A 24,778-nucleotide genomic window follows, 5' to 3' on the forward strand; every position below is an offset into this window, starting at 1 on the left:
CTATTTTTCGCTAATAAACTGTTAATATACACAGTAGTGTAATTGATAGTGCCTTTAATGGAAACCATTAGGCTAACCTTAAGTGATAAAATGTTAAGTGATAAAGTAAAAACAGCCATTCGTTCTTCATACAAAGCAATAGGCGAGAATTTACCTAATTTTAATCCGAGAAAACAGCAAACGTTTTTAATTGCCGAAATCGCTAAAACTCTTGCTGGTGAATACGATAAAGTGAGAAAAATTATCACCATTGAGGCTGGCACTGGCACGGGTAAATCGTTAGCTTATAGTTTAGGGGCAATTCCATTAGCTATTTCGCGTGATAAAAAAGTATGTATTTCAACAGCAACGGTTGCTTTACAAGAGCAATTAGTTGATAAGGATTTACCCTTTTTAAAGCTAAATTCAGGTCTTGATTTTAATTTTACTCTAGTAAAAGGTCGACAACGCTATGTATGTCGTCAAAAATTAGCAACCGCTGTTTCTAGTGACGACTCCCCACAAGCGGGTTTTACTTTCGCTCAAAAACCTAGTGCGCTTGACGTAAAAACCTTAAACAACATGCACAAAAAATTAACAGATAATAGCTGGCAAGGCGATTTAGACTCTTGGCCTGATCCTGTTCCTCATCATATTTGGCAACAAATACAATGCGACAAACATAGTTGTTTAAAGCATTTAGCTGAGCACGCCCATTGCCCTTTTCATAAAGCCCGTGAAACCATGGATGCATCAGACGTATTAGTGATCAACCATAGTTTGTTATTAGCTGATTTAGCCTTAGGTGGAGGAAAAATATTACCAGCACCTGAAGACACCTTTTATATTATTGATGAGGCCCATCATTTACCCAAAATAACACGTGATCATTCCAGCGCCAACGTTACTGCTAAAGGCTCAATAGAATGGCTAACTAAGTTAAAAGAAACCGGTGATAAAATTTCTGCATTGGTAAAATCTCAATCAGCTATTTCACCCGCTTTAAAACTAGGCGATGACTGCCAAGACACAATTACCGAAATGCAAAAGGTTGTGACTTTTTTTGATAATAATGCCCCAGCTTATTTTGCTAGCGTAAAAGAAAATGACGACGCGGTTTATCGTTATCCCAACGGTATTATTCCTAAAACCCTAAAGCATTGGGCTGAAGACTTAGCAGAATTAAGCAAAAAATGTATTAACCACACCAATAAACTTTATAACTTGTTAATGGAGTCAACTAAAGACGGCGACACGCAAATGTATTTGGCTGAGCCACTATTAGCCGAAGCAGGCTTTATGCTGCAACGCTTAGAAAATTTTCAAGCGTTATGGCAAATGTATGCAACGTCTGATAACGAGAAAGGCGCGCCTTTAGCAAGATGGTTAGAAAAAGTAGAAGGTAAACGCCAAGACTATATTTTATCGGCCTCACCAATAGATGTAGGTTTTACGTTGGAAGATATGTTGTGGTCTAAATGTGAAGGTGCCGTATTATGCTCGGCTACTATTTTAGCCTTAAATTCGTTCGACCACTTTCGAAGACAAGTGGGCTTATCAATCGATGATGGCAGCCAATATCAACGAGTCGACTCTCCTTTTGATTATAAAAATAATGCCGCTTTGATTATTGCCAATATGGATAATGAGCCTAGTTCACCTAATTTTACTGATGAACTTATTGTTAAGTTACCTGAGCTGATTGCACAAGACAAATCAACATTAGTGTTGTTTTCATCTTATTGGCAAATGGAGCAAGTCGCAAAGTCGTTACGAGAAAAGCATAAAATGACGATTCAAGTGCAAGGTGAACAATCTCGCCAACATATTATTGAAGATCATAAAAAACGCTGTGACCAAGACAAACCCAGTATTATTTTTGGCACACAAAGCTTTTCAGAAGGATTAGATTTACCGGGTAAATATTTAACGAATTTAATTATTACTAAACTGCCCTTCTCTGTACCAACATCTCCTGTTGAAGAAGCTCAAGCTGAGTATATTTCAGCAAAAGGTGGCAACCCATTTATGTCTTTATCTGTACCTGATACTTCTAAAAAGCTAGTACAAGCAACAGGTCGTTTATTACGCAATGAAAAAGACACTGGGACTATTACCATAATGGATAAACGTTTACTGACTAAACGTTACGGTAAAGATCTATTAAATAGCTTACCCCCATATAAAATAATTAAGCATTAATAATGCCTAGGTCTATTGATTTTTACTGGCTAGCTTAGGTGGGCCTACAGCATTAATTGCATTAGCTAAAGAAGTAGTAAGTTGAGGTATTAGCCCAGCAATTTTCTTATGAACATAATGATAGCCAAATACTTCTTTAATGATAATTCGATTGTAGTCTTCCTGAGGAAGGTTAGAGTAATTCCCAAAATAGTCTTCATCAATCGTTAAAATATAGTCAAACCTTTTTTTCTCCAGCATCAAAGCAACATTATCGGCAGTTTTTACTTGATAGACACTGGCCTTTTTATCTTGCATGTAATGAGATGTAACATTAGTACCTGAAATAATGCCAATTAAGTTTTGCCGCTCATTAAGTACGTCTTCTGAACACTCTACATTTTTTTGACAATAAAGGACTAACTTTCCTTTCGCTACAACAGTAGGCACGCGTCTAAAGTTAACGAGTTTGTCTTCTATTTCTGAGGTACGAACAATGAGCGCATCAATTTTGCCCTTATTACCTTCTACAACCGATTTACCTAAAGAGTATTCAACAAAACTAACTTTGTATCCAATATCGGTATAGGCTTTTAAAATATAATTTTTATACCAATTTAATAACTGATTATTAGGTACTGTGGCAACAGTAATTGAAGAACCTTGTATTGGAATATTTTTACTTTCGGCTGATAGCACATCAAAACTAACAACAAAACTAAGCAATAGAACAACCAATTTATCCATAAATTTTTAATTCCTGATAACTGTAAAACATTTAAAACTATAGAAAATAATTCTAACAATTAAAAAATCACTTACCGAACTTGGTGCATTAGCGCGTCATACTTCCCATTTGCTTTCATTTTTTTTAACTCTTGAGCTAGCTCAACCGCTAATCCTTGATGTTTTTGGTGCATATAACTAAACATAGATATTTCTATCAATGCAGGACTTTGACGTTTTATTTTACCTGCATAATCTTTATTTCGTTCAAGCAGTAAATCTCCTGTCGACTGACTTGTTATGGTAAAGTCGGCACGTTGTTTATCAACTAATGCAAATGCATTTTCAGTAGATGTTACCGCTATTACATTTAGAAAATAATCTTTGTTTTGTTCAATAAATAAAGAACCTTGTTCATACGCTAATATATAAGGATATAAACTTTGCCAGCCATCAACTTCAATATTTTTTCGACTATAAACCCATTGCTCTGTAGTAAATAGTGCTTCTTCTACTTTGACAATATTAGGATAAAAATCTTCCAATTTATCCACTCTAAATGCTATCCCATCAAGTTTTTCATCATTTGCCCATAACAAATTACGTTTATTAGGTAAATTCACCAAAGAAAATTCATAATTTAGCTGGGAAAAAGCATAAGTTAAAATCGCATTCGCTTGCTTAAATAGCTGAGTATCGGAGCTATTAGTTGTTCCAAAAATTAGTTTATTATTTACCTTATTAACCGGCGAATACAGCTGACTTTCTTCTATAGCGTGGGCATTCACTGTGTTAACTAACAACACTAATAACACAATAACATTTAATAAATATGACAATTTACTCATAACCTCTGGTGATATAAAAGCATTGGGCTTTAACGTATTAGTATTTAGCTGATATTGCATTACTAAACCCTACGTTATATTCAATGAGAAAACTTATTAGTAAGTGTAGCTTAATAACATAAAAATACATTTATGATTTTTTATCTCAATTTAGATCATTATCGTTCTAAAATACAAAGACCAGTTATTATACAAAATAACTGGTCTTTAAGCTTATTCACTTTTATTATTTATTATATGTTACACCTCCCAAGTATTTTAAAGTTGACTATAAACAATTGGCTATTGGTTTTTATACATTAATAGTTATTAGCGACATCATGTAAGTTTTGGTTTTCACTCGGTCGTAATTTAATTACAACTCTTCTGTCATAAAAGCTCACTTGTTTTTCACTATTAGCAACAACAGGTGCATTTTCACCAAAAGCGAAAAGTTTAATACGATCTGGTTCTATCCCATTGTCTATTAAAGCTTTTTTAACTGAATTCACACGTGCTATTGATAAAGCATGGTTATATTTAGAATCGCCTTGTAAATCGGTATAACCTGATAAGTCTACATCTAAGTCATTGGTCTGTTTAAGCAAGTTAGCTAAAGCATCAATTTGCGCTTTATAATGAGCTTTTAATTCGCTAGAGCCTGTTGAAAATTGTAAACTCATCAATAAGTTCTCTGCTTGTAATTGGCTTGTTTGAGATAACGACGACTTAACTGCGGCAAGCTGTTGACTAAAAGCTTGTTCTTGTTGATCTAGTTGACGCTCATATTTTTCATCTAAGGCAATTTTTGCTTGCTGTTCTTTGACAAGATTGTTTGATAATAAGGTTATCTCTTCTTTAGCATTTATTTCCTTCGCTATTAAACTACCAGCAACTCCAGTGATAAATGCGCCTGCAGGGCCACCAAAAATAGCACCAAGAACAACACCTACGCCTAAACCAACCCCTTCCTTACCTTCAGCTGACAAACCGCTTTCATTTTCTGAAGAAGTAATAGCTTGTTCATTTGCCATAACAGGTGTTGCAATTAATGAAGTAATAACCATTGCGTTTAAAATTGAGTTTTTAGTGAATGTTTTCATAATATTTCCTAAGTTTTATTTATGAGTTCTGTTTAGATGATGTTATTTAAACAAAAGAATTAGGCATTCAAACGCTATAAAAATGGCAATGTGCAGATCAATTGTGGCAAGAATATGGCAATTTCGACTTATGCAAGACGCCATCATTAATATTGGTTATAGTTCACCTACTTACACTATTTGTTAAGATTTACACCTATGTCGAAAAGAATTGCCATTGTCGAAGATGAAGCCGCTATCAGAGAAAATTATGCTGATGTATTAAGAGCGCAAGGCTACCAAGTTCAAACATTTGCTAATCGAGAAACAGCAACCCAAGCTTTTACATTACAGTTACCTCATTTAGTGATATTAGATATAGGTTTAGAACAAGAATACGATGGAGGGTTTACTTTATGTCAGTGGCTAAGAACCTTGTCTACTACGCTACCAATTATTTTTCTTACGGCAAGAGACAACGATGTTGATACTGTATCAGGTTTACGTATTGGAGCGGACGACTACTTAACTAAAGATATTAGTTTGCCACATTTAACCGCTAGAATTGCAGCGTTATTTAGACGTGAAGATGCATTAAAACAACCTTCAACTAAGGAACATATCCTTAATTTAGAGCATTTAGAAATTGATGTTCAACGCATGACCGTATCTTGGCTGTCGGTACCATTAGACATTACTATCACTGAATTTTGGATGGTGCATGCTCTGGCTAAAAACCCAGGCTTTGTGAAGAATCGTCAGCAATTAATGAGCGAATCCAAAATATTCGTAGATGACAGTACAATTACTTCTCATATTAAACGTATAAGAAAAAAGTTCATTAAAATTGATGAGTCTTTTGACTGTATTGAAACCGTTTATGGCATGGGTTATCGCTGGAATACCGCAAATACAAACGCAAGTACCAATTCAAATAGCACCGCAACACCGGTTAACAATAAAATAAAAAACTAAAAACAAATGCTGATAATTAATAGTAAGTGTCGTTATGCGAATTAGATTTGGCCTAAGAGCAAAGTTGTTGTTGCTCTCAAGCGTATTATTTACCGTCCCTTGGTTTGGTTATCAATATGTTTGGGAAATGGAAAAATACCTACGCTTTGGCCAAGAGCAAACTATTTTAGGTTCGGCGCGAGCCCTAGCCACCGCTTTACATGAGCGCCCGAACTTGTTTAATAATCAAGCGAGTTTTTTACCAAGTGTTGAACAAGGAAAAGACTTTTATGGTTATGAATTAAAGCAAGCTATTCAGTTAGATGGCCTACCAAATGATTGGCCCAATTACGATAGTAGAATTCATTTATACAATCAACAAAATAGCTTCAATCAAGTATTAAATACACAAGATTCAGAGCATAAATTTACCGCAACCATTGCTAAATATGGCAAATATTTATACCTGTTTATTAGTGTGGTAGATAATAATGTTATTTTTCGTGCTAAAAATGCCCAAAGTATCGTTAATAATGATCATTTAGAAATCGCTTTAGTCGATCATGAGGGTATATTTAATCGTTACGTTATCGCCAATAAACAAGTAGGTTGGCTTGATAGTTATCGTATTACTAATTTGTCGGGTCCATTTCCTGAAGTTGCCAACTTTATTCAAGGTCACTGGTTAACAACTCCCCAAGGATACAATATTGAATTACGAGTTCCATTAACTCAGGTTGGCGATCAAATTGCCTTTGCTGTGCATGATGTAGACAGCCCCGGTGGCGAAGTAATTTCCAGTATTGGTTCTGCTGATCCTAGCCAGAAAGAAACCTTAGGTACTATTGTTGTACCATCCCCCGAAATTGAACGTATTGTAAAAGGTATGAGCCATACTAATTCTCGTATATGGGTGGTTGATCAACATAAACGTGTGTTAGCAAGTGCTGGTGATTTAACGAAAGCTGGAGGTGTCTGGCAACGTACGCGTTTACCTGATGAAAATCTAAATACTGAGAATCAAAGCCTCTGGCAAAAGGTTGAACAACAATGGTTAATCCCACTATATTATAAGTTTCTTACCAAACCCCCAAAAGCCTTTATTGATAATCTATATGATACGCAGAACTTAACGGGACAACATATTGAAACCGCCTTAATTGGTGAACCTTCGTCACAATGGCGCTTAACTAAAGATCAGCAAGCCGTGGTTCTGTCTGCCGCCTACCCTATTTTTATTAATCAACAAGTTCATGGCGCGGTTATTGTTGAAGAAACGACTAATGGTATTAGAACTTTACGAAATAAAGCCTTAGAAAAACTGTTTAGCGCTATTATTGCTATTTTACTGATCAGCGCGGTGGTCTTTTTACTATTTGCGTCACGTATTTCTAATCGCATTAGTCGCTTAAGAAACCAAGCAGAGCATGCAATAGATGAAAATGGTCGCATTACCGCTAACATTACGGCTTCAACGGCTAATGACGAGATAGGCGATCTTTCTCGTAGTTTCTCCCAAGTGGTCAACCGTTTAAGCCAATATAATCAATACCTAGAAGGCATGTCATCTAGATTGTCACACGAATTACGTACACCAATCGCGGTTGTTAGAACTTCACTTGAAAACTTATCTTTACATAATATTCCACAACAGAGCCAACAGTATATTGACCGCGCTCAAGGTGGCATTTCGAGGCTAAATGCGATTTTAACCAGTATGAGTGAAGCAACACGAATAGAGCAAATGCTAATAAGTAGTGAACGGGTGAATTTCGATTTCAATCAAGTATTAAACGGATGCATTCAAGGCTACCAGCAAGTGTATAACACAATAAATTTCCATTTTAATGCAAGTGATAAAGCTCTCATTATGAATGGTTCACCAGAACATATTGCGCAACTTTTTGATAAGGTTATTGCTAATGCCGCTGAATTTACTACGGACCAACAAATTTTTATTACGACAGAAGATCATGCAAAAGAAATAGTGGTTCATATTAGCAATAACGGTATGTTATTACCTGAGCAGATGCATGAGCGCTTATTTGATTCTATGGTATCTGTTAGAGAAAATAGTAAAGATACCCAACCTCACTTAGGTTTAGGTTTATATATCGCCCGCCTAATTTGTCAGTTTCATCAAGGGAAAATTAAAGCCTCGAATCATCATAATCCACAAGGCGTAACTATTACTATGAGCTTTCCGAAGGCATAGCTCAAGCTTATAGAAACAGATTATCGTTAATTATTCAAAATCATGATGATCTTTTATCCAAAAATATATTGGAATAGCAACGAGCAAAAGAACTATAGTGAGAATTATTGATTTACCCAAATCCATTTGCTTTAACTCCCCTATAACAAAGAAAAACCAAATGATAAATAACGTAGCAGTTACCCACATTGTCCAAAACGCTTTTTTCTTATTCATCACCTGCATCCTTCAAGTTGATAGAGTCTGTTAACAGGCTAAAGCATATGTTTAAGTTATTCAATGCCAATATATTTATGGACTTGTATTGATAATCGCCAGTTATTTTCAATACAGGTTTGAATGGCAAGCTCAGTCGCCCGTTGTTTTTGACTAATAGGCTGTAAGTAAATAGGTTTATCGGTAATATTATGTTCGCTCAACAATGCTTTTAAGTCGTCCACATGTTGTTCTGTTGCTACAGGGTGTTTTATCTCGTTAGCGCGTTGCATGGCGCTGTTTAAAATAGCATACCCCCCTTTCATGTTTACTTTAGGGGAAACAGTCACCCAGCAATTTTTACTCGTTTTTATTTCAAAAGTACCAGAGGTTTCTATTTGACATGAATAACCTAGCGATTCAAAGGTATCGCATAATGGCGTTAAATCAACCATACAAGGCTCTCCGCCAGTAATTACTATGTGTCTCGCACTGTAATTTTGTAGCTTAAATAACTTAACCATATCATCAGCACTTAGTTGCGACCAATGTTCAGATTCTTGTTTTTTATTGAGTAGATCTGTACTTGAAATAACAAGTGAGGGATCTATTTCCCATGTATGTTTAGTATCGCACCATGAGCAACCAACAGGACAGCCTTGTAGACGAATAAAAATTGAAGGTTGTCCGGTAAAGGCCCCCTCACCTTGAATGGTTTGAAATAACTCATTAATTTTATACTTAACTGTCATAATTGAATGCTTTGCTTTATTGCCTGGGTAATTTAACGTAAAATGCGCGCGTTATTTATTATACCTAAGAGAGCCTACAAATGACTAACAAAGTTGTTGTTATTTTTTCTGGTGGCATGGATTCATTTACCGTGCTCAACCGTGCATTAAAAGACGGTAAAGAAGTGTTCGCACTTTCATTTGACTACGGCCAACGCCATGTAAAAGAATTAAAATGTGCGAGTAAAGTCTGTGAACAACTCAATGTTAATCATAAAGTAATTGATATATCAGCAATCAATCAACTGTTAGCCGGCTCATCGTTGACCGACGATATAGACATTCCTGAAGGCCATTATGAAGCTGAAAACATGAAGTCAACCATAGTGCCTAATCGTAACATGATCCTTATTTCCTTAGCGGTAGCTTATGCGGTTTCGGTGGGTGCTACTCAAGTATATTACGGCGCGCATTCTGGTGATCATGCAATTTATCCTGATTGCCGACCTGAATTTGTTGAAAAAATGAATGATGTTTGCCAAATAGCTAACTATGAAGCAGTAGAGATTTTCAGCCCATACTTAAATGTTTCTAAAACCGCTATTTTAACCGATGGTTTAGCCATGAATTTAGACTACAGCAATACTTGGACATGTTATAACGGTCGAGAAAAAGCCTGTGGAAAATGTGGTGCTTGTGAAGAACGTTTGGAAGCATTTAGAGACAATAACGCCGTTGACCCGATTGAATACGAATAAACCGACTGTTAACTGTAAGTCGATATTTATGCCGACAAACAGTTAACCGTCGATTATTATCCTTATCGGTAATTGCGCCTGCATTACTCTACTACCGCCATCCCTGGCGGCAAAGGCCAATCGACAAAATAGAATAGATGCCCAATTAAGCAAACAAAGCGCTATGTAGCTTCTCAACCGTTTGGTTTGCTTGATGTTCATCAACCAAGAAACATAAGTTGTGTTCACTCGCGCCATGACAAATCATCCGTACATTAATCCCATCAATTGTGTCGAAAATACGACTTCCAACGCCATTAGTTTTCTGCATTTTATTGCCAATTACAGCAACTAACGATAGGCCATGCTCTACTGTTACTTCACAAAGTTGCTCTAATTCTTGAACTACTGTTGAATTAAGTAATGCCTGTGTTGAGCCTGTCGGGTTATCAAACGTCATCGCGACACTTATTTCACTAGTGGTAATCAAGTCAACACTAAGTTCATGCTTAGCTAATACATTAAATACCTTTGCTAAAAAACCACTTGCATGTAACATTGCTGGGCTTTTAACCGTCACTAAGGTTTGTTCTCGCCTAAGCGCAATAGAGCGGTAGGTTGGTGCTGAATCAACTTTTTGTTGAATTTTAGTCCCTCCTTTATCTGGCTCTTTACTTGAGCCAACAAATACAGGAATGTTATGACGCATGGCAGGTATTAAAGTTGCTGGATGTAAAATTTTAGCTCCGAAAGTTGCCATTTCAGCAGCTTCTCCAAAACTAATTTCTTTAATAGAACGCGCTTGATCTGTAATTCTTGGATCGGTAGTAAAAATACCAACAACATCCGTCCAAATAGCTAAATCGTCGGCATCAAGTGCTTCAGCAAGTAACGCGGCACTGTAGTCTGAACCTCCACGCCCCAATGTTGTCGTGTATTGATCTTCATCTTGACCGATAAAGCCCTGAGTAACAATAACTTGTTTTGTTAATAAAGGCGCAAGTTGTTGTTGACAGTTTTGATGTAACTCAACCGTATTCACAACAGCTTTACCATATAAACTATTGGTTTTCATCACATTACGTACATCAAAGTAATGTCCATCAACTCCAATCGATTGCAAAACTTGCGCAAAAATTCGTGAGCTCATTTGCTCACCAAAAGATAAAATAGCATCAGCTATTCGACTACATGCACTTGTTGATTGCACTTGCGCATAAGTAGTTAATTCATCCAGTAAATTATTGATACTATGATTAAGTTCATCTTTACAGTTTAGGTGTTGGGTGATGTTAAACTGAATTTTTCTGATCGCTTCAATTATTTCAGCTTGCTCTGGTAGAGCAACTTTACTTTGAGTTAAACGCACTAATAAATTAGTTACGCCTGCACTGGCAGAAACAACAACTAAACGATTACTTGGATCATTTTTTATAATACTCGCGCAGCGTAACATCGCTTGATGATCTGCAACACTAGTACCGCCAAACTTGGCAACGGTTAATTTTGACATGGATAAAGTCTCCCTAAGCTAAAATAATTCATGAATTCTAGCGATTAAACTACAAGGAAGAGCATGACTGAGTGGAAAGGTATACGCTAAGGTACGAACTTGTCTTTTCAGCCAGAAGCTCTCCACCCTATTCTACTTAAGTCAATTAAGTAGAGGTGACAATCCTAAGGATTCAACCTTAGTGACCGAACAATAAGTACTCCACCTGTACTATTATCCTCGGCGTTAGTCCCCCTCATTATCAGTCATTGGAATTGTGGTTCCTCACGATAACTACCTGGCCAACGCACCTCTTCTGGTGCTTAACATGGTTATAATTTAGTCATTTTTTTACTAAATTAATGCCACTTAGAAACAGTATATTTGAGTATTTGTTCTAATGATAAGCACGGCTATTAAGCCTGAAAATTTAGCTAATATCAATAGACTTTTAGATGGCTGGTTATAATTAATTTTTAGTCGTAATTAATAAAGGGCATAAACATACAAAAAGCCATGTAAATTACTTTTGTTATTGAAAATTTTTATAGCTAAAAAAAATACACTTTCACCGTTTAAATTGGGTAAAAGTGTATTTAATTTATCTACGTATTTAAAAATTAAAGACTAAAAGTTAAAAGCTTTACATGTTCCCATTATTCTCATTGATAGAAACGGACTTCGTTTTATACTTTCTTTAAATAGTTCTGGAGAAAAAGAGGTTTGGTGAATGCCTGGCATTACAGTCATCATTATATCTGCAACACATTTACACTTTCTTTCATCATAATCAAACTTTCCATTATAATAACTTACACATTCTTTAACAAAGTTAGGCTCCCCTGCTTTAGACTTTGTTGCTTGCTCTAAAATATAAGGAACATTATTTAACATTTTTTCCCCACGAGCATTACAACCAATAGCTTCACCCGCTTTAACCCCCGCATTCATCACACCACCACTTTTAAGTGGATCCATGGCTGCATCGTCTAACGAACCACTATAATTTGTTATTCCCCCTGTATATGTTTGATTCATTTTAAAGTTGTAAATCTTAGTTCTATTTTCTGGGTAAATTGATACATTTTTACAACCATCAATAAAGTATTGTACAAAGCCAAATAAAAACTGTTGATCACGAGTTGATAAATCATAAGAACAGCGCTTTTCTAGAGCATTTAATAAACTATTGTTACCACTCCCTGTTTGACATCCACTTAAATCTGTACTGTTATTTGAAACCTTTGTTTCGGTAGCCTTATTTGTTCTTGCAGGTTCGGGCGTTACCGAGGGTTGTTGAATAGGTGAAGCTTTTTTTAGTGCTAACGTTTTGAACTCTTTAATTCTATCTTCAAAATATTTTTGTCCTTTAGGAACCCATAATCTATCTGAAAGCATACGCATAGGTTCACAACCTTTACATGTTGCACTCCCTGAGAGCGGCGCTCTAGATACATATTTTTTAACCGCCAGCTCAAGCGCTTCTTGTGTTTCTTGTTTATCATATATTTCTTTGAGCTTTGGAAATAAGTCTTCATAACAAAACCTATGTAGGTAAACCGGATCGAACAACTCATCTAATCCATACTTACCATACTCTCTCCATTGCCCAGTAACAAACCAAGTATTGTCCTCTTTAAATCGCTGTAAATAAGATAAGTCACATGTCAAATTTAGTGCATCTTTTAAAGCTAATTGCCGTCCATACATGCTTATAGGCTCTACAGCTTGTTCCCAAGCTTTCTTATCTGACTCTTCTTTTACTTCAATATGCTCATCCATTGATTTTCTTAACTGCGCTAAAGTGTAAGGAGAAGCCGACGCACTTTTATGTAATATGTCATATTCGGGCGTTGCTTTAATCAACTTTATAGCGTCTTCAAAACTATACGTCGAAGTCGCTTTACCTGATTTAAGTTTCATCCACAGATTAAAAGTATCCATTGGGTTATGTTTCTTTTTAAGGTCGCTAGCCACTTTAAGAGAAAAAGCCTCGCTTGATTCTTCAGCAAATATTGAAGCACTAAAAATTCCTAAAAAAACTAATAAACTTAGAAAGATCACTTTAAAATCATTCTTTCGTTCTATCATTTTACATTCCATTAATTTGTTATTATTGTATTTATTTTATACACCAAGAACACTAACTACACAATTTAAGAGTGAATATCTTACGATTAGTAAAAGAAATATATTGTTTCATTATGAATAGATAATATGTCTAATACTTTTATAAAATTCATTATAATAGGCCTAGCTTATTATTAAGCCACTTTATTAAATTTAAAATTCACTCATATTAATTAGAGACTTATGGACTTATTCTTCTTAAAAAAAGTAGTAACAGCTATGATAATGCCACTTTCTGTTGCTCTATTATTATTATTGGTTGCACTTATTTTATTTCGGAAAAAACCTGCTATGAGTTTTAAGTGTTTAATTGCCGGTTTTATACTGCTATTAACCATCTCATTATCACCAATTTCAGATCGGATAATGAGACCAATAGAAACACAATACTCAGCATTTACACATTCAAAAGCACCTGTCGATTACATTATAATTTTAGGCTGTGGCCATAGAACAGATAATACAATGCCAATAACATCACAATTAAAAGCTTGTTCATTAGAGCGATTAATTGAAGGTATACGTATATTAAATATTCATCCAGAAGCAACGCTAATTACCTCAGGAGCTGCTCATGATGATGTGGTTGCTAATGCCGAAAAAGTGAAACAAGCTGCCTTATTACTGGGTGTGAATAATTCGAAAATATTAGTTGAGCCTTTTGCTAAGGATACAGAGGAAGAAGCTGAACTCATTGCCCCTAGAGTAAAAGGTAAAAACGTTGTGCTAGTGACCAATGCAGATCATATGCCTAGAGCAATGTCTTATTTTAACCAACAAGGTGTTAATGCGATTGCTGCACCTGCTAGTCCTTGGGTTAAAGGTTTCCATGATGAAAAAGGCTGGGGATATTATGTGCCTAACACGAAAAGTTTAGCGCAAACAACCCGCGCATGGTATGAATATGTTGGTCAATTAGTTCAGTGGCTAAAAACGTTGTTTTAACCACTATTACTTTTGAAGCTAGCTTTAAACCGGATTATCAATATCAATAAACTTGGCTTCTAGAGGCATGTTTTCGTTAATGTAATCCGCTATTGCTTTAGCGCCATAACGCTCAGTTGCATGATGACCAGCAGCAAAAAAATGAATATCCATTTCTTTTGCTACATGGGTGGTTTGTTCTGAAGCTTCACCAGTAATAAATGCGTCAATACCAAGTTCTGCAGCTTGCTCTATATAACCTTGACCACCACCGGTGCACCAAGCAACGGTCTTAATAGGTTTATTTGAAGGTGGTGCGATGTGTAAGCATTCACGTGATAATTGCGTGGTGATATGCTGAGCAAAGGCTCCACCGCTACTGGCAGTTGAAAGTTGACCTACAATAGCCACACTTAATGGGTTGCCTTGTTCTAAAGGTCCAGTCACTTCTATCCCTAATAGTTTAGCTAATTGCGCATTATTTCCTAAAACAGGATGAATATCTAAAGGTAAATGGTAAGCAAATAAATTAATACCATTGTCAATTAACGCTTTAATTCTTTGATATTTCATACCTCGAATCACATAGGATTCATTTTTCCAAAAATAACCGTGATGCACTACAATTGCATCAGCCTTTTCTTCAATCGCTTTTTCGATTAATGCTTGAGTAGCGGTAACGCCAGTGATCACTTTTTTTATTTCATTCTTACCCTCAACTTGTAAGCCATTAGGACAAAAATCTTTGATTTGTTCTGGCTTTAATAATTGATTGAGCTGCTTTTCAAAATCGTTAGTTAACATTTTACTTCCATTAGTGTTTATTGGTTTTGCCCATACTATTTCTAGAGGATGAATTCATCGTGGATACATTAATAGTTTCAAGTTTTGTTCTAAGTTTCCACTTGGGTTTTATAGGCGTTAATGGCAATACCCTTTTTTTAGCGACAATAACATAAACAGAGCCTAAATTAGGTAAGTAGCGGCTGGCAAACTTGCGCCAATTTCTAGCAATAATACCTTGGCTTATATTACCCGTTAATGTTGAGTGTAAAAACTTTTGATCATCCAAAATTTCATACCCCATCAAATGAAGCCAGTCTTTAACGCGCATTGCAGAAAAAAAACGTTCATTCCATGGTGATTGTTCACGCCGATAAGGCATAAGCTTATTTAACGCGACTAAACTGAATGGATTAAACCCAGTAATCACTAAATAACCGTTAGGTATTAATACCCGATTAGCTTCACGAATAACATGATGTGGATCCAATGAAAACTCTAGTGCGTGGCTAAGTAGACACACATCAACACTGTGCTCTAATAAAGGTAAATCATCAATATCTGCTGAAATGTCTGCCTTATGTTTAGGTTCAGCTAATGTTATTTGGTGTTTTATTGATGACAAACTGGTATCTATATTACCGCTTAAGGCACCTATTTTAAGTAAATGATAGCCAAAAAATTTTGACCACCAAGGGGCTAGCGCCTGATCTATATGATCAAGTACTAATTCCCCATTGGGTAGATCTTTCCACGAACTTGGATAATGAGGCTGTCTAAATGCTAATGCTGGTTTCATCAAAATAAAAAATTAGTATACTGTTATAGTGTCAGTATATTGAGGATATAATGCAGTGCCAACTAATTCCAACAATCTAATAAAGATTAACCCGATAAAAGCCTTTTCAGACAATTATATTTGGGCGCTTACTTCTCAAAAAAATAATCTGTTAGTATTAGTTGATCCTGGTGATGCTGCAGTTTGCATCGATTATATAAAAAAACATAATTTACAACTACATAGTATTTTAATTACGCATCACCATAATGACCATATAGGTGGCGTAGAAGAGTTGCGCACTTATTGTCAACAACAGCAATGGCCTTTAACTGTTTATGGTCCCGCTTTAGAAGCTGAAAACTGTAGCGATATAAAATTAAGTGAAGGTCACAATGTCTTATTAGAAATGTTCGACTTAACTTTTTCTATAATTGATGTACCTGGACATACTAATGGGCATATTGCTTATTTTTGTGAGGATATATTATTTTGTGGTGATACATTATTCTCTGGTGGTTGTGGCCGCCTTTTTGAAGGTACACCGCAACAAATGCTGCAGTCATTGGCTAAATTGAGTAATTTACCCGCGCAAACTCGCGTGTATTGTACTCACGAATATACATTAGCTAATTTAACTTTTGCATTAACTGTTGAACCGGATAATGTTGATTTAATTGATTATTACAATCATGTTCGTACATTACGAGAACAGAATAAAATTACGTTACCCAGCACCATCGCAACAGAATGTTTAATTAATCCATTTTTACGATCTGATAACCAAACTATTGTCACGAGTGCTCAAGAATATTCAGGAAAGCCAGTTAAGCCAGGCCTTGAATCGTTTACAGTAATACGCGAATGGAAAAATAATTTTTAAAGACAAGCTGCGACTACTGTTGAATAGTCGTCATAAATAAGTAACACTGTTGGCCAAATTAAATTGAATATTATTATATGAAGTATTTATCTTTTTCTCTGATCACTATCCTTACTTTATCAGGATGCCAATTAACACAAGATAATGTAGCAGCAACTAATGCAACCAATACACACATTGGCCAAGAAGAAATTGCTTCTCCTATTGATATTAGCGAGGCATTAGATGCTACTGATGGCACTCTTGAAATAATTCACCCTGTTGATGATGTAGAGATAACGCTTGCTGAAAATGAAACTTATGTAACAGACGATCTTTGGCAACGTATTAGAGATAAAATAACCTTTGATGTTCCTCAAAATAGACGAGTGATAGTACAACGTGACTGGTTTAATAAAAACCAAGCCTACTTAGATAGAGTAGCCAAACGCGCAGAGCCTTTTTTACACTTTATTGTAGAAGAACTAGAAGCTAATAATATTCCTATTGAAATGGCATTATTACCTATTGTGGAAAGCGCATTTGACCCATTTGCTTATTCACACGGCCGAGCTTCCGGTATGTGGCAATTTGTTCCTGGTACTGGTACTCGTTTTGGTATGAAACAAAACTGGTGGTATGACGGACGTCGTGACGTAGTCGCCTCTACAAAAGGTGCTATTCGCTACTTAAAATACTTACATAAATACTTTGACGGCGATTGGTTATTAGCACTTGCTGCTTATAATTCAGGAGAAGGTCGAGTCAAACGCGCTGTTAGAAAAAATGCTCAACGTAATATGCCCACCGATTTTTGGTCTTTAGATTTACCTAAAGAAACACGGGCTTACGTGCCGAAATTACTCGCTTTAGTAGATTTAGTAAAACGACCAGAAACATTCGGCGTTAAATTATACGAATTGCATAATACCAGCGTGATCAGCCAAGTTGATATTGGCTCTCAAATTGATTTAGCAAAAGCGGCAGAACTCGCACAATTATCATTAAAAGAATTACAACATTTAAATCCAGGTTATAACCGCTGGGCAACCGATCCTCAAGGCCCACACTATTTAGTTATTCCAAACACTAAAGTAGAACAATTTAAACTTGGATTAGAAAAATTAAGTGCGAAAGACCGTCTTTCATGGCAACGTTATCAAATTCGTCGAGGTGATAGCTTGGGCGCAATTGCAAAGAAGTTTAATACCGATATTGGTGTCATTAAGCAGGTCAATAATATTCGTGGCACTCAAATAAGGGAAGGAAAACACTTACTTATACCTGTTGCTTCTCAATCAGCAGATACTTATATTTTATCTCAAGCACAACGTTTGGCAGCAAAACAAAACAAAAACCAACAAGGAAAAACAAAGTCATACCATATTGTTAAATCTGGCGATACGTTATGGGATATTAGCCGAACTTATAATGTTGATTATCGAAGCCTAGCAAAATGGAATGCTATGGCGCCACGTGACACACTTAAACTCGGCCAAAAACTCGTGGTTTGGCAGAAAGGTAAAGTGGAAAAAAGTAGTATTACTACACAGTTAAATGAAAACCCTGTTATGCGTAATATTACTTATCGAGTCCGCAAAGGTGATTCATTTGCTCGTATTGCTGACAAATTTAATGTCAGTATTAAAGACATAGAACGTTGGAATAAGCTCAATAGAAATAAGTATTTACAGCCAGGACAACGACTTAAACTGTCTATTGATGTAACAAATAATATATAAAACATCAATTATCTAATCCATTAAAAAAGGTGCCAATTGGCACCTTTTTTAATGTCGATTTATAAACAGATACCAATTAAATTTCAGCTATAGCCAACGTTAGCATTTGTTTTATCTGTAATGTTATTTTTTCTGATACCTCGGGAGCAAAAGCCTTAATACGCGGTGTATGAATATGGCCTACTGGCAACAGCGGGTTATAGCTATCACGTAATAAAATACTACGATACGATACTTCATTAGATAAGTAACCTCCCCCAGAGCCTGTTACTGAAGTTTCTGACTTAAGCTCATCTAGACTTTGAGCCAAATTAACATTACCACTTAACGTGCTGACTTTCCGGTTATCATTTACTTTGAATGGACCTTGTGCCTTCTTCATAGCGTTAACAGGTAAGCTAAATTCTACAAACTCCGCACCTTCAATAGGTAAACCTTTGTATAATGGTATAAGTGGATTTGAAGCGGTTGCCCCTGTATAAATATTTAAATTATCGGGTGCATTTGCACTTCGGCGTCGAGCGGGATAACGCTCTAAATCGAAATTTTCTCGTCCCATGCTAATGGTGACAATCATATCGACTTTTTTCATATAAGGTTGTAATAATGTTTCAACAATGCCTTGATCAAAATCAGCAAACCTAACAGGAAAAATGACACTTTCAACTTCAGCGGTTACTCCATCTAGGCTAATCGTTAAATCATCAAAAGCCAGTGCGGTAATACCTGAAGGGTTACTTTGATCAATATTTTTATCTAAAAAGAATGGATCAAAGCCGGTAATTAAAATTTTCTTAGCGGCACCTTTATCGAATTTTATATCTTGTTGTCCTCGCGACATTAATTCAAACTTCCATACCAAGCTTTGTTGCTGCATAGGTAATAAATCACCAAATAATTGTGATTTACGCAAAGCTGATAACATTTGTAAACGAGTCCAATAGAGTGAGCGATCATCCATTTGTGCTTGTTGAGAAAAATCTACGACGGCATCTTGCCATAAGCCATGACCGTGACGAATTATTAACTGTGTTAACGCAGTATAATTTCGAGCAGAAGTTATTTGTTGTTTAAATTGCTGATAACGATTGTTTAATTTATCAAACACTTCAGGCATTGCTTTTTGAGCCTTGCTTATTCGTAATTCTTCTACTGTAATTTGAGTTAGGTCTCTGGCATTAGAAAAAGGAGAAATCAGTAATAAACATAGCAATAATAATATTTGAATTAATAATACTTCTTTATAAAATTGATTTGTTTTTTTTGCTAAAATTGTACTTAAAAGTCCAAAGTTAACTTTTTGAGTTAATTGTAAAGTGATCGGCATAAAATAATGAATCAGTTAAATGGTGGTATGATTAACTTATTAGATTGTAATGTTTAACACAAGAGCTACCCCCTATTTTGCCTTGCAAGAGCAAAAGTTAACCATTTAAGAATCAACAAATCGTCCCCATTAGTCTTGATAGGTTAGCTTATAGCTAATTTAACTAATGAAAGTCGAAATAGTTGTTGATTTTTCTCAAAATAATGGCACATTAACAAATGTAAGCATTCGAAACTTATAATCATGCTTACCTGTAGTTTTAGTGAAAGTCATCAAACCCTCTCGCCGAAATAACAAATGCGATATTTGTAAAAATACAAACTGTAACCCTGTTGGTGATCCTGATTCACTAACCAATAACAAAATGGAGTAGCGCTTCAATGTGTTCGATTTTTGGAATTTTAGATATAAAAACAGGTGCTGAAGCTTTACGCCCAAAAGCACTAGAATGTTCTCGCTTATTACGTCACCGTGGTCCTGATTGGTCAGGTATATACAACAATGAACATGCTATTTTAGTGCATGAACGTTTATCTATTGTTGATACTGAACATGGCGCCCAACCTCTTTATAATAAAGCTAAAACACATGTACTTGCTGTGAATGGTGAGATATACAACCATAAAACATTGGCTAGTAACCTAAATGTAGATTATGAATTTCAAACGGGTTCTGATTGCGAAGTAATTTTACCTTTGTATGAAGAGTACGGAGTCGATTTTGTTGATAAATTACAAGGCATGTTTGCTTTTTGTTTATACAATGAAACTGACAATAGTTATTTAATTGCTCGTGACCATATCGGTATTATTCCCTTATACACCGGGTATGACGATGAAGGTAACTTCTACGTAGCCTCAGAAATGAAAGCTTTAATGCCGGTATGTAAAACAGTTACAGAATTCCCTCCCGGGCATATTCTTGATAGCCGCGTAGGTGAACTTAAAAAATACTACCAACGTAACTGGCAAAAGTTTTCAGCAATTAAAGATAACCACACTAATAAAACTAAATTACGCGAAGCCCTAGAAGACTCGGTAAAAAGCCATTTAATGACTGATGTACCTTATGGCGTTTTACTTTCAGGTGGTCTAGATTCTTCGTTAATATCAGCTATTACACAAAAGTTTGCTTCACGTCGTATAGAAGATAACGACTTAGCTGAAGCTTGGTGGCCTAAAGTTCACTCTTTCGCTTGTGGTTTGGCTGGCTCTCCTGACTTAGTTGCAGCACAAACAGTGGCGGATAGTATTGGCACAATACATCACAGTGTTATTTTTACCGAGCAAGAAGGTATCGATGCCCTTAAAGAGGTTATTTATCATTTAGAAACCTATGATGTAACCACTATTCGTGCATCAACACCTATGTATTTAATGGCCCGTAAAATTAAAGCGATGGGCATTAAAATGGTACTTTCTGGTGAAGGTGCTGATGAAATATTTGGTGGTTATTTATATTTTCATAAAGCCCCTAATGCACAAGAATTTCATGAAGAATTGTTACGTAAATTAGACCGTTTGCATAAGTTTGACTGTTTACGAGCCAACAAGTCTATGTCTGCATGGGGTATCGAAGCCCGAGTTCCCTTTTTAGATAAAAACTTCATGGATGTGGCAATGCGCATCAATCCACAAGATAAAATGTGTGGCAATGGTAAAATGGAGAAAGCTATTTTACGTGAATCATTCGAAGGCTATTTACCTAAAGACATTTTATGGCGTCAAAAAGAACAGTTTTCAGACGGTGTAGGTTACTCTTGGATTGATGGCTTAAAAGCGTATGTGGAAAGCCAAGTTACGGATCAACAACTTGAAAATGCCGCATTTAAATTTCCAGTGAATACTCCTGATAGTAAAGAAGGATACTTTTATCGTTGTATATTTGAAGAAAAGTATCCATTAGCGACAGCCGCTGATTGTGTCATTGGTGGAAAATCGGTTGCATGTAGTACTCAAGAAGCATTAGCTTGGGACGAAAGTTTTACCAACATGGCAGATCCTTCTGGTCGTGCAGTGCAAAATGTGCATAACGATAGCTATTAATAACTCAATGTAAATAACATTTTCTTCAAGTTTCACGATAGAAAATATTGAAGCCGAGAATAGAAATCTATTCTCGGTTTTTTATTTTAAATTATTTATAATTTTTAGTTAAAACCAAAGCAAAATTGATTTAAAGTTAACGATGCTATTTATTTGTATCGTTGTATAGGAAAGTATTTTGACTAATAGAATTGAACCCGAAATTTCAAGTTTCACAGCAGATGTAGATCAAGCACCATCGCAACCTAATCATCCTCATACGCGAAAGATTAACTCCCCTACTTCGACTCCAGTTAATACGGGCGTTGCTATAAAGAACAGTTCATCATTAGCGAATAAGTTTGCATTAGCATTAGTATATATTGCTTTAGCTGGCGCAAGTTATTGGTTTTACCTAGAGAATATTAAACTAAAAGATCTACAAGCTGACGCTGAGCAACGTATAGTTCAACTAGAACAGCAATTATCTGCAACTGGTGAAGAAATTGGTGAATCAACCGTCGCACTCAAAATAAAACTAGAAGCATTAACTGAAAAGTCTAATGAACTTTGGCTAGAAATGGATAAACTTTGGGCAAGTGCTTGGCGTAGAAATCAAAGCGAAATAAAAGAACTTCGTTCACAATCAATCGCTTTAAATAAAAATGTCGATAGCAATAGCCAAAATTTGAAAAATAATGCTAGCATTGTCAGTGAAATTAAGGAAAAACAAACAGCCACTGACTTTAGTCTCAATGCGATTTCTGAACAAATAGCTTCATCATCGAAACTTAAAGATGAAGTTGCCGCACTTTCTAAACAAGTTAATACGCTTAGCCAAACAGCAAATACTCGCGAAAAACAACAAATGGAAGTAGCAACATCGGTTAATCAGGTTGATACTTCGTTACAAATTTTACTCGAACGCATTGAGCAACTCGAAGCACAATTAAAATTACAAGCGAATAAGCCATTAGCACCTAGCCAAATTAACTAATAGTTAGCATGTGAATGCTAGTATTGTTACATTTAAGCTAGTGGAGAAATTTAGGGACTAACTAAGGAGCAAATATGAATAGTATGAAACATGGTCTATCTATTGGTATAGAACGCATAGACAGTGAATTTTTCTTATCATTAAAAGCTATAGGTACCTTAACCCATGCTGATTATGAAGTAATCACTCCTTTAATTGATTCAGCATTAGCCTCGGTTAAAGAGCCTAAAGTTAACGTATTAATTGACGGTACTGAGCTAGAAGGTTGGGAGTTAAGAGCCGCTTGGGACGACTTTAAACTAGGGCTAAAACATAATAATGAATTCAATAAAATTGCAATATATGGCAACAAATCATGGCAAAAAACTTTAGCCAAAGTGGGCGCTTGGTTTATATCGGGAGAAATAAAATTTTTTGAAGAACTCACCGATGCCGCTAATTGGCTAAAATCATAGTCTAGTGGCTCGAAGAACTTTACTATTCAATAAATTGATCTGTACTTATAACAGCAAAAGAGCTTTCCAAAGGGTTATTTTGGCTTTTTGTGACAAAACCTAGAATCACTTCGTCAGAGTTTTCACACTCTGATGTTGGTTTTAGTAACATCCGGCATGGATGTACAAGGTAAACATTATATTTATCAGTTATAGATGATAAAAAACTAGGTAACTGACTAGCAGGAATAGAACGTTGATTATTTTTTGTTAGCTGAGATGTTATAAACGAAATAATCTCATACGATGACTGTACATTTTCTCCGGTAAGGGGTTTAATAAAACAGATATTTCCATTGGATATTACTGCTGGCGTATTATAGTCAGAATATGTACCGTCTAGATTAATCCATTCGTTGATTGACATTTTACCATCAACACAAGCCTTATTTTCAGCATAAGAATAAGTGGTAAACAGTAAGGTACTTAATAGGAATATTATATATTTCATTAAAGCAATCCTTATTAAAATAAAACTGGATAATTTTTACCCAGCTCACAGATTACCCCTTGTTCAATTAACAGTCAATGCAACAGTAAAAAATTACGCCTTATTATATAGCCGAAACAACTTCCTTTATCAATTCAGGTCCTTTATAAATAAAGCCAGAATATACCTGAACTAAAGACGCGCCCGCATCTATTTTTTCTTGGGCATCTTTCGCACTAGCGATACCACCGACACCAATAATAGGCAACTTCCCTTCAAGTGCATTAGCTAATAACTTAATCACTACCGTACTTTTCTCTTTAACCGGTTCGCCACTTAAACCACCTTGCTCGTCACCATGCTCAAGCCCTTCTACGCCCTCGCGTGAAAGAGTGGTATTAGTAGCAATAACACCGTCAATGTCATTGGCAATTAAACATTGAGCGATAGAGTCTACTTCTTCAGCAGTTAAGTCAGGGGCTATTTTCACAGTAATAGGAACGTATTTATCATATTGTTCAGCTAATGAAAGTTGTTCTGCTTTAAGCGAAGATAGTAATTCATTGAGCGCTTCACCGTACTGTAATGAACGTAAGCCTGGAGTATTAGGTGAAGAAATATTAACTGTAATATAACTAGCAAAATTATAGACTTTACGCATACAGTATAGGTAATCATCTTTTGCTTTAGTATCGGGGGTATCTTTGTTTTTTCCAATATTAATGCCAAGTACTCCACGATATTTTGCTTTGCGTACTTGCTCTACAAGATAATCTACCCCTTTATTATTAAATCCCATTCGGTTAATAATAGCATTTGCCTGCGTTAGCCTAAATATACGAGGTTTTTCATTACCTGGTTGAGGTCTGGGTGTTACAGTTCCCACTTCAATAAAGCCGAAGCCCATAGCTTCAAAGGCACGTATGCATTCGCCATTTTTATCTAGCCCAGCCGCTAAACCACAAGCATTTGGAAAATGAATGCCCATAACTTGTACTGGTTTTCCAACCACGTCCTGCTTGTATGCAAGGTTTAATGGTGTAGCGCCTGTTTTTTTGAGGCTTTTAATCGTTAATTCATGACTTATTTCAGGATCAAGTTTGAAAAGAATTTTACGAATAGCAGAATAAAGCATAACACCTCAATAATACCAAACACATATATTGGT

The 24,778-nt window shown here is 35.8% G+C and carries 22 protein-coding genes and 1 riboswitch; of the genes, 10 read left to right on the forward strand and 12 right to left on the reverse strand.

From position 1 onward, the window contains the following. The first annotated feature begins 90 nt into the window (after positions 1–90). Positions 91–2,181, forward strand: coding sequence for an ATP-dependent DNA helicase DinG (dinG, locus tag IE155_RS05165; RefSeq protein WP_189377142.1), 2,091 nt, complete (start codon positions 91–93; stop codon positions 2,179–2,181). Between the two features lie 12 nt (positions 2,182–2,193). Here the strand turns inward: dinG and IE155_RS05170 are convergent, their stop codons facing one another. The 3 genes from IE155_RS05170 to pdsO all read right to left on the reverse strand — a co-directional run bounded on the left by IE155_RS05170 (position 2,194) and on the right by pdsO (position 4,816). Beyond that, a complete protein-coding gene (locus IE155_RS05170; RefSeq protein WP_189377033.1) occupies positions 2,194–2,907 on the reverse strand; it encodes a hypothetical protein in 714 nt (237 codons plus the stop codon). Between the two features lie 71 nt (positions 2,908–2,978). Continuing rightward, positions 2,979–3,794, reverse strand: coding sequence for a transporter substrate-binding domain-containing protein (locus IE155_RS05175; protein ID WP_189377034.1), 816 nt, complete (start codon positions 3,792–3,794; stop codon positions 2,979–2,981). A 239-nt stretch (positions 3,795–4,033) separates the two neighbouring features. Further along, positions 4,034–4,816, reverse strand: a complete 783-nt coding sequence (pdsO, locus tag IE155_RS05180) for a sortase-associated OmpA-like protein PdsO (protein ID WP_189377035.1) — start codon at positions 4,814–4,816, stop codon at positions 4,034–4,036. Between the two features lie 198 nt (positions 4,817–5,014). Here pdsO and pdsR point away from each other — a divergent pair, with 198 nt between their 5' ends. Together pdsR and pdsS are read left to right on the forward strand one after the other, a co-directional pair. Continuing rightward, the gene (pdsR, locus tag IE155_RS05185) at positions 5,015–5,770 is read left to right on the forward strand and encodes a proteobacterial dedicated sortase system response regulator (RefSeq protein WP_189377036.1); all 756 of its coding nucleotides are present in this window, start codon (positions 5,015–5,017) and stop codon (positions 5,768–5,770) included. A 34-nt stretch (positions 5,771–5,804) separates the two neighbouring features. Continuing rightward, complete coding sequence (gene pdsS, locus IE155_RS05190) at positions 5,805–7,964, forward strand: proteobacterial dedicated sortase system histidine kinase (RefSeq protein ID WP_189377037.1); 2,160 nt, start codon at positions 5,805–5,807, stop codon at positions 7,962–7,964. A 30-nt stretch (positions 7,965–7,994) separates the two neighbouring features. Here the strand turns inward: pdsS and IE155_RS05195 are convergent, their stop codons facing one another. Both IE155_RS05195 and queE read right to left on the reverse strand, forming a co-directional pair. Further along, positions 7,995–8,180, reverse strand: a complete 186-nt coding sequence (locus IE155_RS05195) for a hypothetical protein (protein WP_189377038.1) — start codon at positions 8,178–8,180, stop codon at positions 7,995–7,997. 56 nt (positions 8,181–8,236) lie between these two features. Beyond that, positions 8,237–8,911 carry a 7-carboxy-7-deazaguanine synthase QueE gene (queE, locus tag IE155_RS05200; protein WP_189377039.1) on the reverse strand — a complete coding sequence of 225 codons (675 nt, stop codon included), beginning with the start codon at positions 8,909–8,911 and terminating at the stop codon, positions 8,237–8,239. Positions 8,912–8,991: 80 nt separating this feature from the next. Here queE and queC point away from each other — a divergent pair, with 80 nt between their 5' ends. Beyond that, entirely contained in the window at positions 8,992–9,648 is a 657-nt protein-coding gene (queC, locus tag IE155_RS05205; protein ID WP_189377040.1) for a 7-cyano-7-deazaguanine synthase QueC, read from the forward strand. 145 nt (positions 9,649–9,793) lie between these two features. Here the strand turns inward: queC and lysC are convergent, their stop codons facing one another. Both lysC and IE155_RS05215 read right to left on the reverse strand, forming a co-directional pair. Beyond that, the gene (lysC, locus tag IE155_RS05210) at positions 9,794–11,140 is read right to left on the reverse strand and encodes a lysine-sensitive aspartokinase 3 (RefSeq protein ID WP_189377041.1); all 1,347 of its coding nucleotides are present in this window, start codon (positions 11,138–11,140) and stop codon (positions 9,794–9,796) included. A 107-nt stretch (positions 11,141–11,247) separates the two neighbouring features. Then, positions 11,248–11,443, reverse strand: a riboswitch (Lysine riboswitch). Between the two features lie 303 nt (positions 11,444–11,746). Then, complete coding sequence (locus IE155_RS05215) at positions 11,747–13,210, reverse strand: hypothetical protein (RefSeq protein ID WP_189377042.1); 1,464 nt, start codon at positions 13,208–13,210, stop codon at positions 11,747–11,749. Positions 13,211–13,432: 222 nt separating this feature from the next. Here IE155_RS05215 and IE155_RS05220 point away from each other — a divergent pair, with 222 nt between their 5' ends. Beyond that, positions 13,433–14,194 (forward strand): ElyC/SanA/YdcF family protein, encoded by a 762-nt coding sequence (locus IE155_RS05220; protein WP_189377043.1) that lies wholly within the window; start codon positions 13,433–13,435, stop codon positions 14,192–14,194. Between the two features lie 24 nt (positions 14,195–14,218). Here the strand turns inward: IE155_RS05220 and IE155_RS05225 are convergent, their stop codons facing one another. Then, on the reverse strand, positions 14,219–14,977 hold the full coding sequence (locus IE155_RS05225) for a Nif3-like dinuclear metal center hexameric protein (protein WP_189377044.1): 759 nt from the start codon (positions 14,975–14,977) through the stop codon (positions 14,219–14,221). A gap of 10 nt (positions 14,978–14,987) precedes the next feature. Next, positions 14,988–15,755 carry a class I SAM-dependent methyltransferase gene (locus IE155_RS05230; protein WP_189377045.1) on the reverse strand — a complete coding sequence of 256 codons (768 nt, stop codon included), beginning with the start codon at positions 15,753–15,755 and terminating at the stop codon, positions 14,988–14,990. 55 nt (positions 15,756–15,810) lie between these two features. On the opposite strand from IE155_RS05230, the gene gloB reads away from it, so the two are divergent. Together gloB and IE155_RS05240 are read left to right on the forward strand one after the other, a co-directional pair. Further along, the gene (gloB, locus tag IE155_RS05235) at positions 15,811–16,617 is read left to right on the forward strand and encodes a hydroxyacylglutathione hydrolase (RefSeq protein ID WP_189377046.1); all 807 of its coding nucleotides are present in this window, start codon (positions 15,811–15,813) and stop codon (positions 16,615–16,617) included. A 77-nt stretch (positions 16,618–16,694) separates the two neighbouring features. After that, positions 16,695–18,338, forward strand: coding sequence for a lytic transglycosylase (locus IE155_RS05240; protein ID WP_189377048.1), 1,644 nt, complete (start codon positions 16,695–16,697; stop codon positions 18,336–18,338). A 76-nt stretch (positions 18,339–18,414) separates the two neighbouring features. Here IE155_RS05240 and IE155_RS05245 read toward each other — a convergent pair whose 3' ends face one another. Then, entirely contained in the window at positions 18,415–19,665 is a 1,251-nt protein-coding gene (locus tag IE155_RS05245; protein ID WP_229817046.1) for a PA0049 C-terminal domain-containing protein, read from the reverse strand. A gap of 380 nt (positions 19,666–20,045) precedes the next feature. On the opposite strand from IE155_RS05245, the gene asnB reads away from it, so the two are divergent. The 3 genes from asnB (at position 20,046) to IE155_RS05260 (ending at position 23,141) form a co-directional block, all read left to right on the forward strand. Further along, positions 20,046–21,710, forward strand: a complete 1,665-nt coding sequence (gene asnB / locus IE155_RS05250) for an asparagine synthase B (protein ID WP_189377050.1) — start codon at positions 20,046–20,048, stop codon at positions 21,708–21,710. Positions 21,711–21,888: 178 nt separating this feature from the next. After that, positions 21,889–22,686, forward strand: a complete 798-nt coding sequence (locus tag IE155_RS05255) for a hypothetical protein (RefSeq protein ID WP_189377051.1) — start codon at positions 21,889–21,891, stop codon at positions 22,684–22,686. Between the two features lie 74 nt (positions 22,687–22,760). Next, positions 22,761–23,141, forward strand: a complete 381-nt coding sequence (locus IE155_RS05260; protein WP_189377052.1) for a SpoIIAA family protein — start codon at positions 22,761–22,763, stop codon at positions 23,139–23,141. A gap of 22 nt (positions 23,142–23,163) precedes the next feature. On the opposite strand, the gene IE155_RS05265 is transcribed toward IE155_RS05260, so the two are convergent. Continuing rightward, positions 23,164–23,631 (reverse strand): hypothetical protein, encoded by a 468-nt coding sequence (locus tag IE155_RS05265; protein WP_189377053.1) that lies wholly within the window; start codon positions 23,629–23,631, stop codon positions 23,164–23,166. Between the two features lie 103 nt (positions 23,632–23,734). Further along, positions 23,735–24,745: a quinone-dependent dihydroorotate dehydrogenase gene (pyrD, locus tag IE155_RS05270; RefSeq protein WP_189377055.1), complete on the reverse strand. Its 1,011-nt coding sequence runs from the start codon at positions 24,743–24,745 to the stop codon at positions 23,735–23,737. Positions 24,746–24,778 lie beyond the last annotated feature (33 nt).

Source organism: Thalassotalea profundi, assembly GCF_014653195.1.
Taxonomy (GTDB): Bacteria; Pseudomonadota; Gammaproteobacteria; order Enterobacterales; family Alteromonadaceae; genus Thalassotalea_B; species Thalassotalea_B profundi.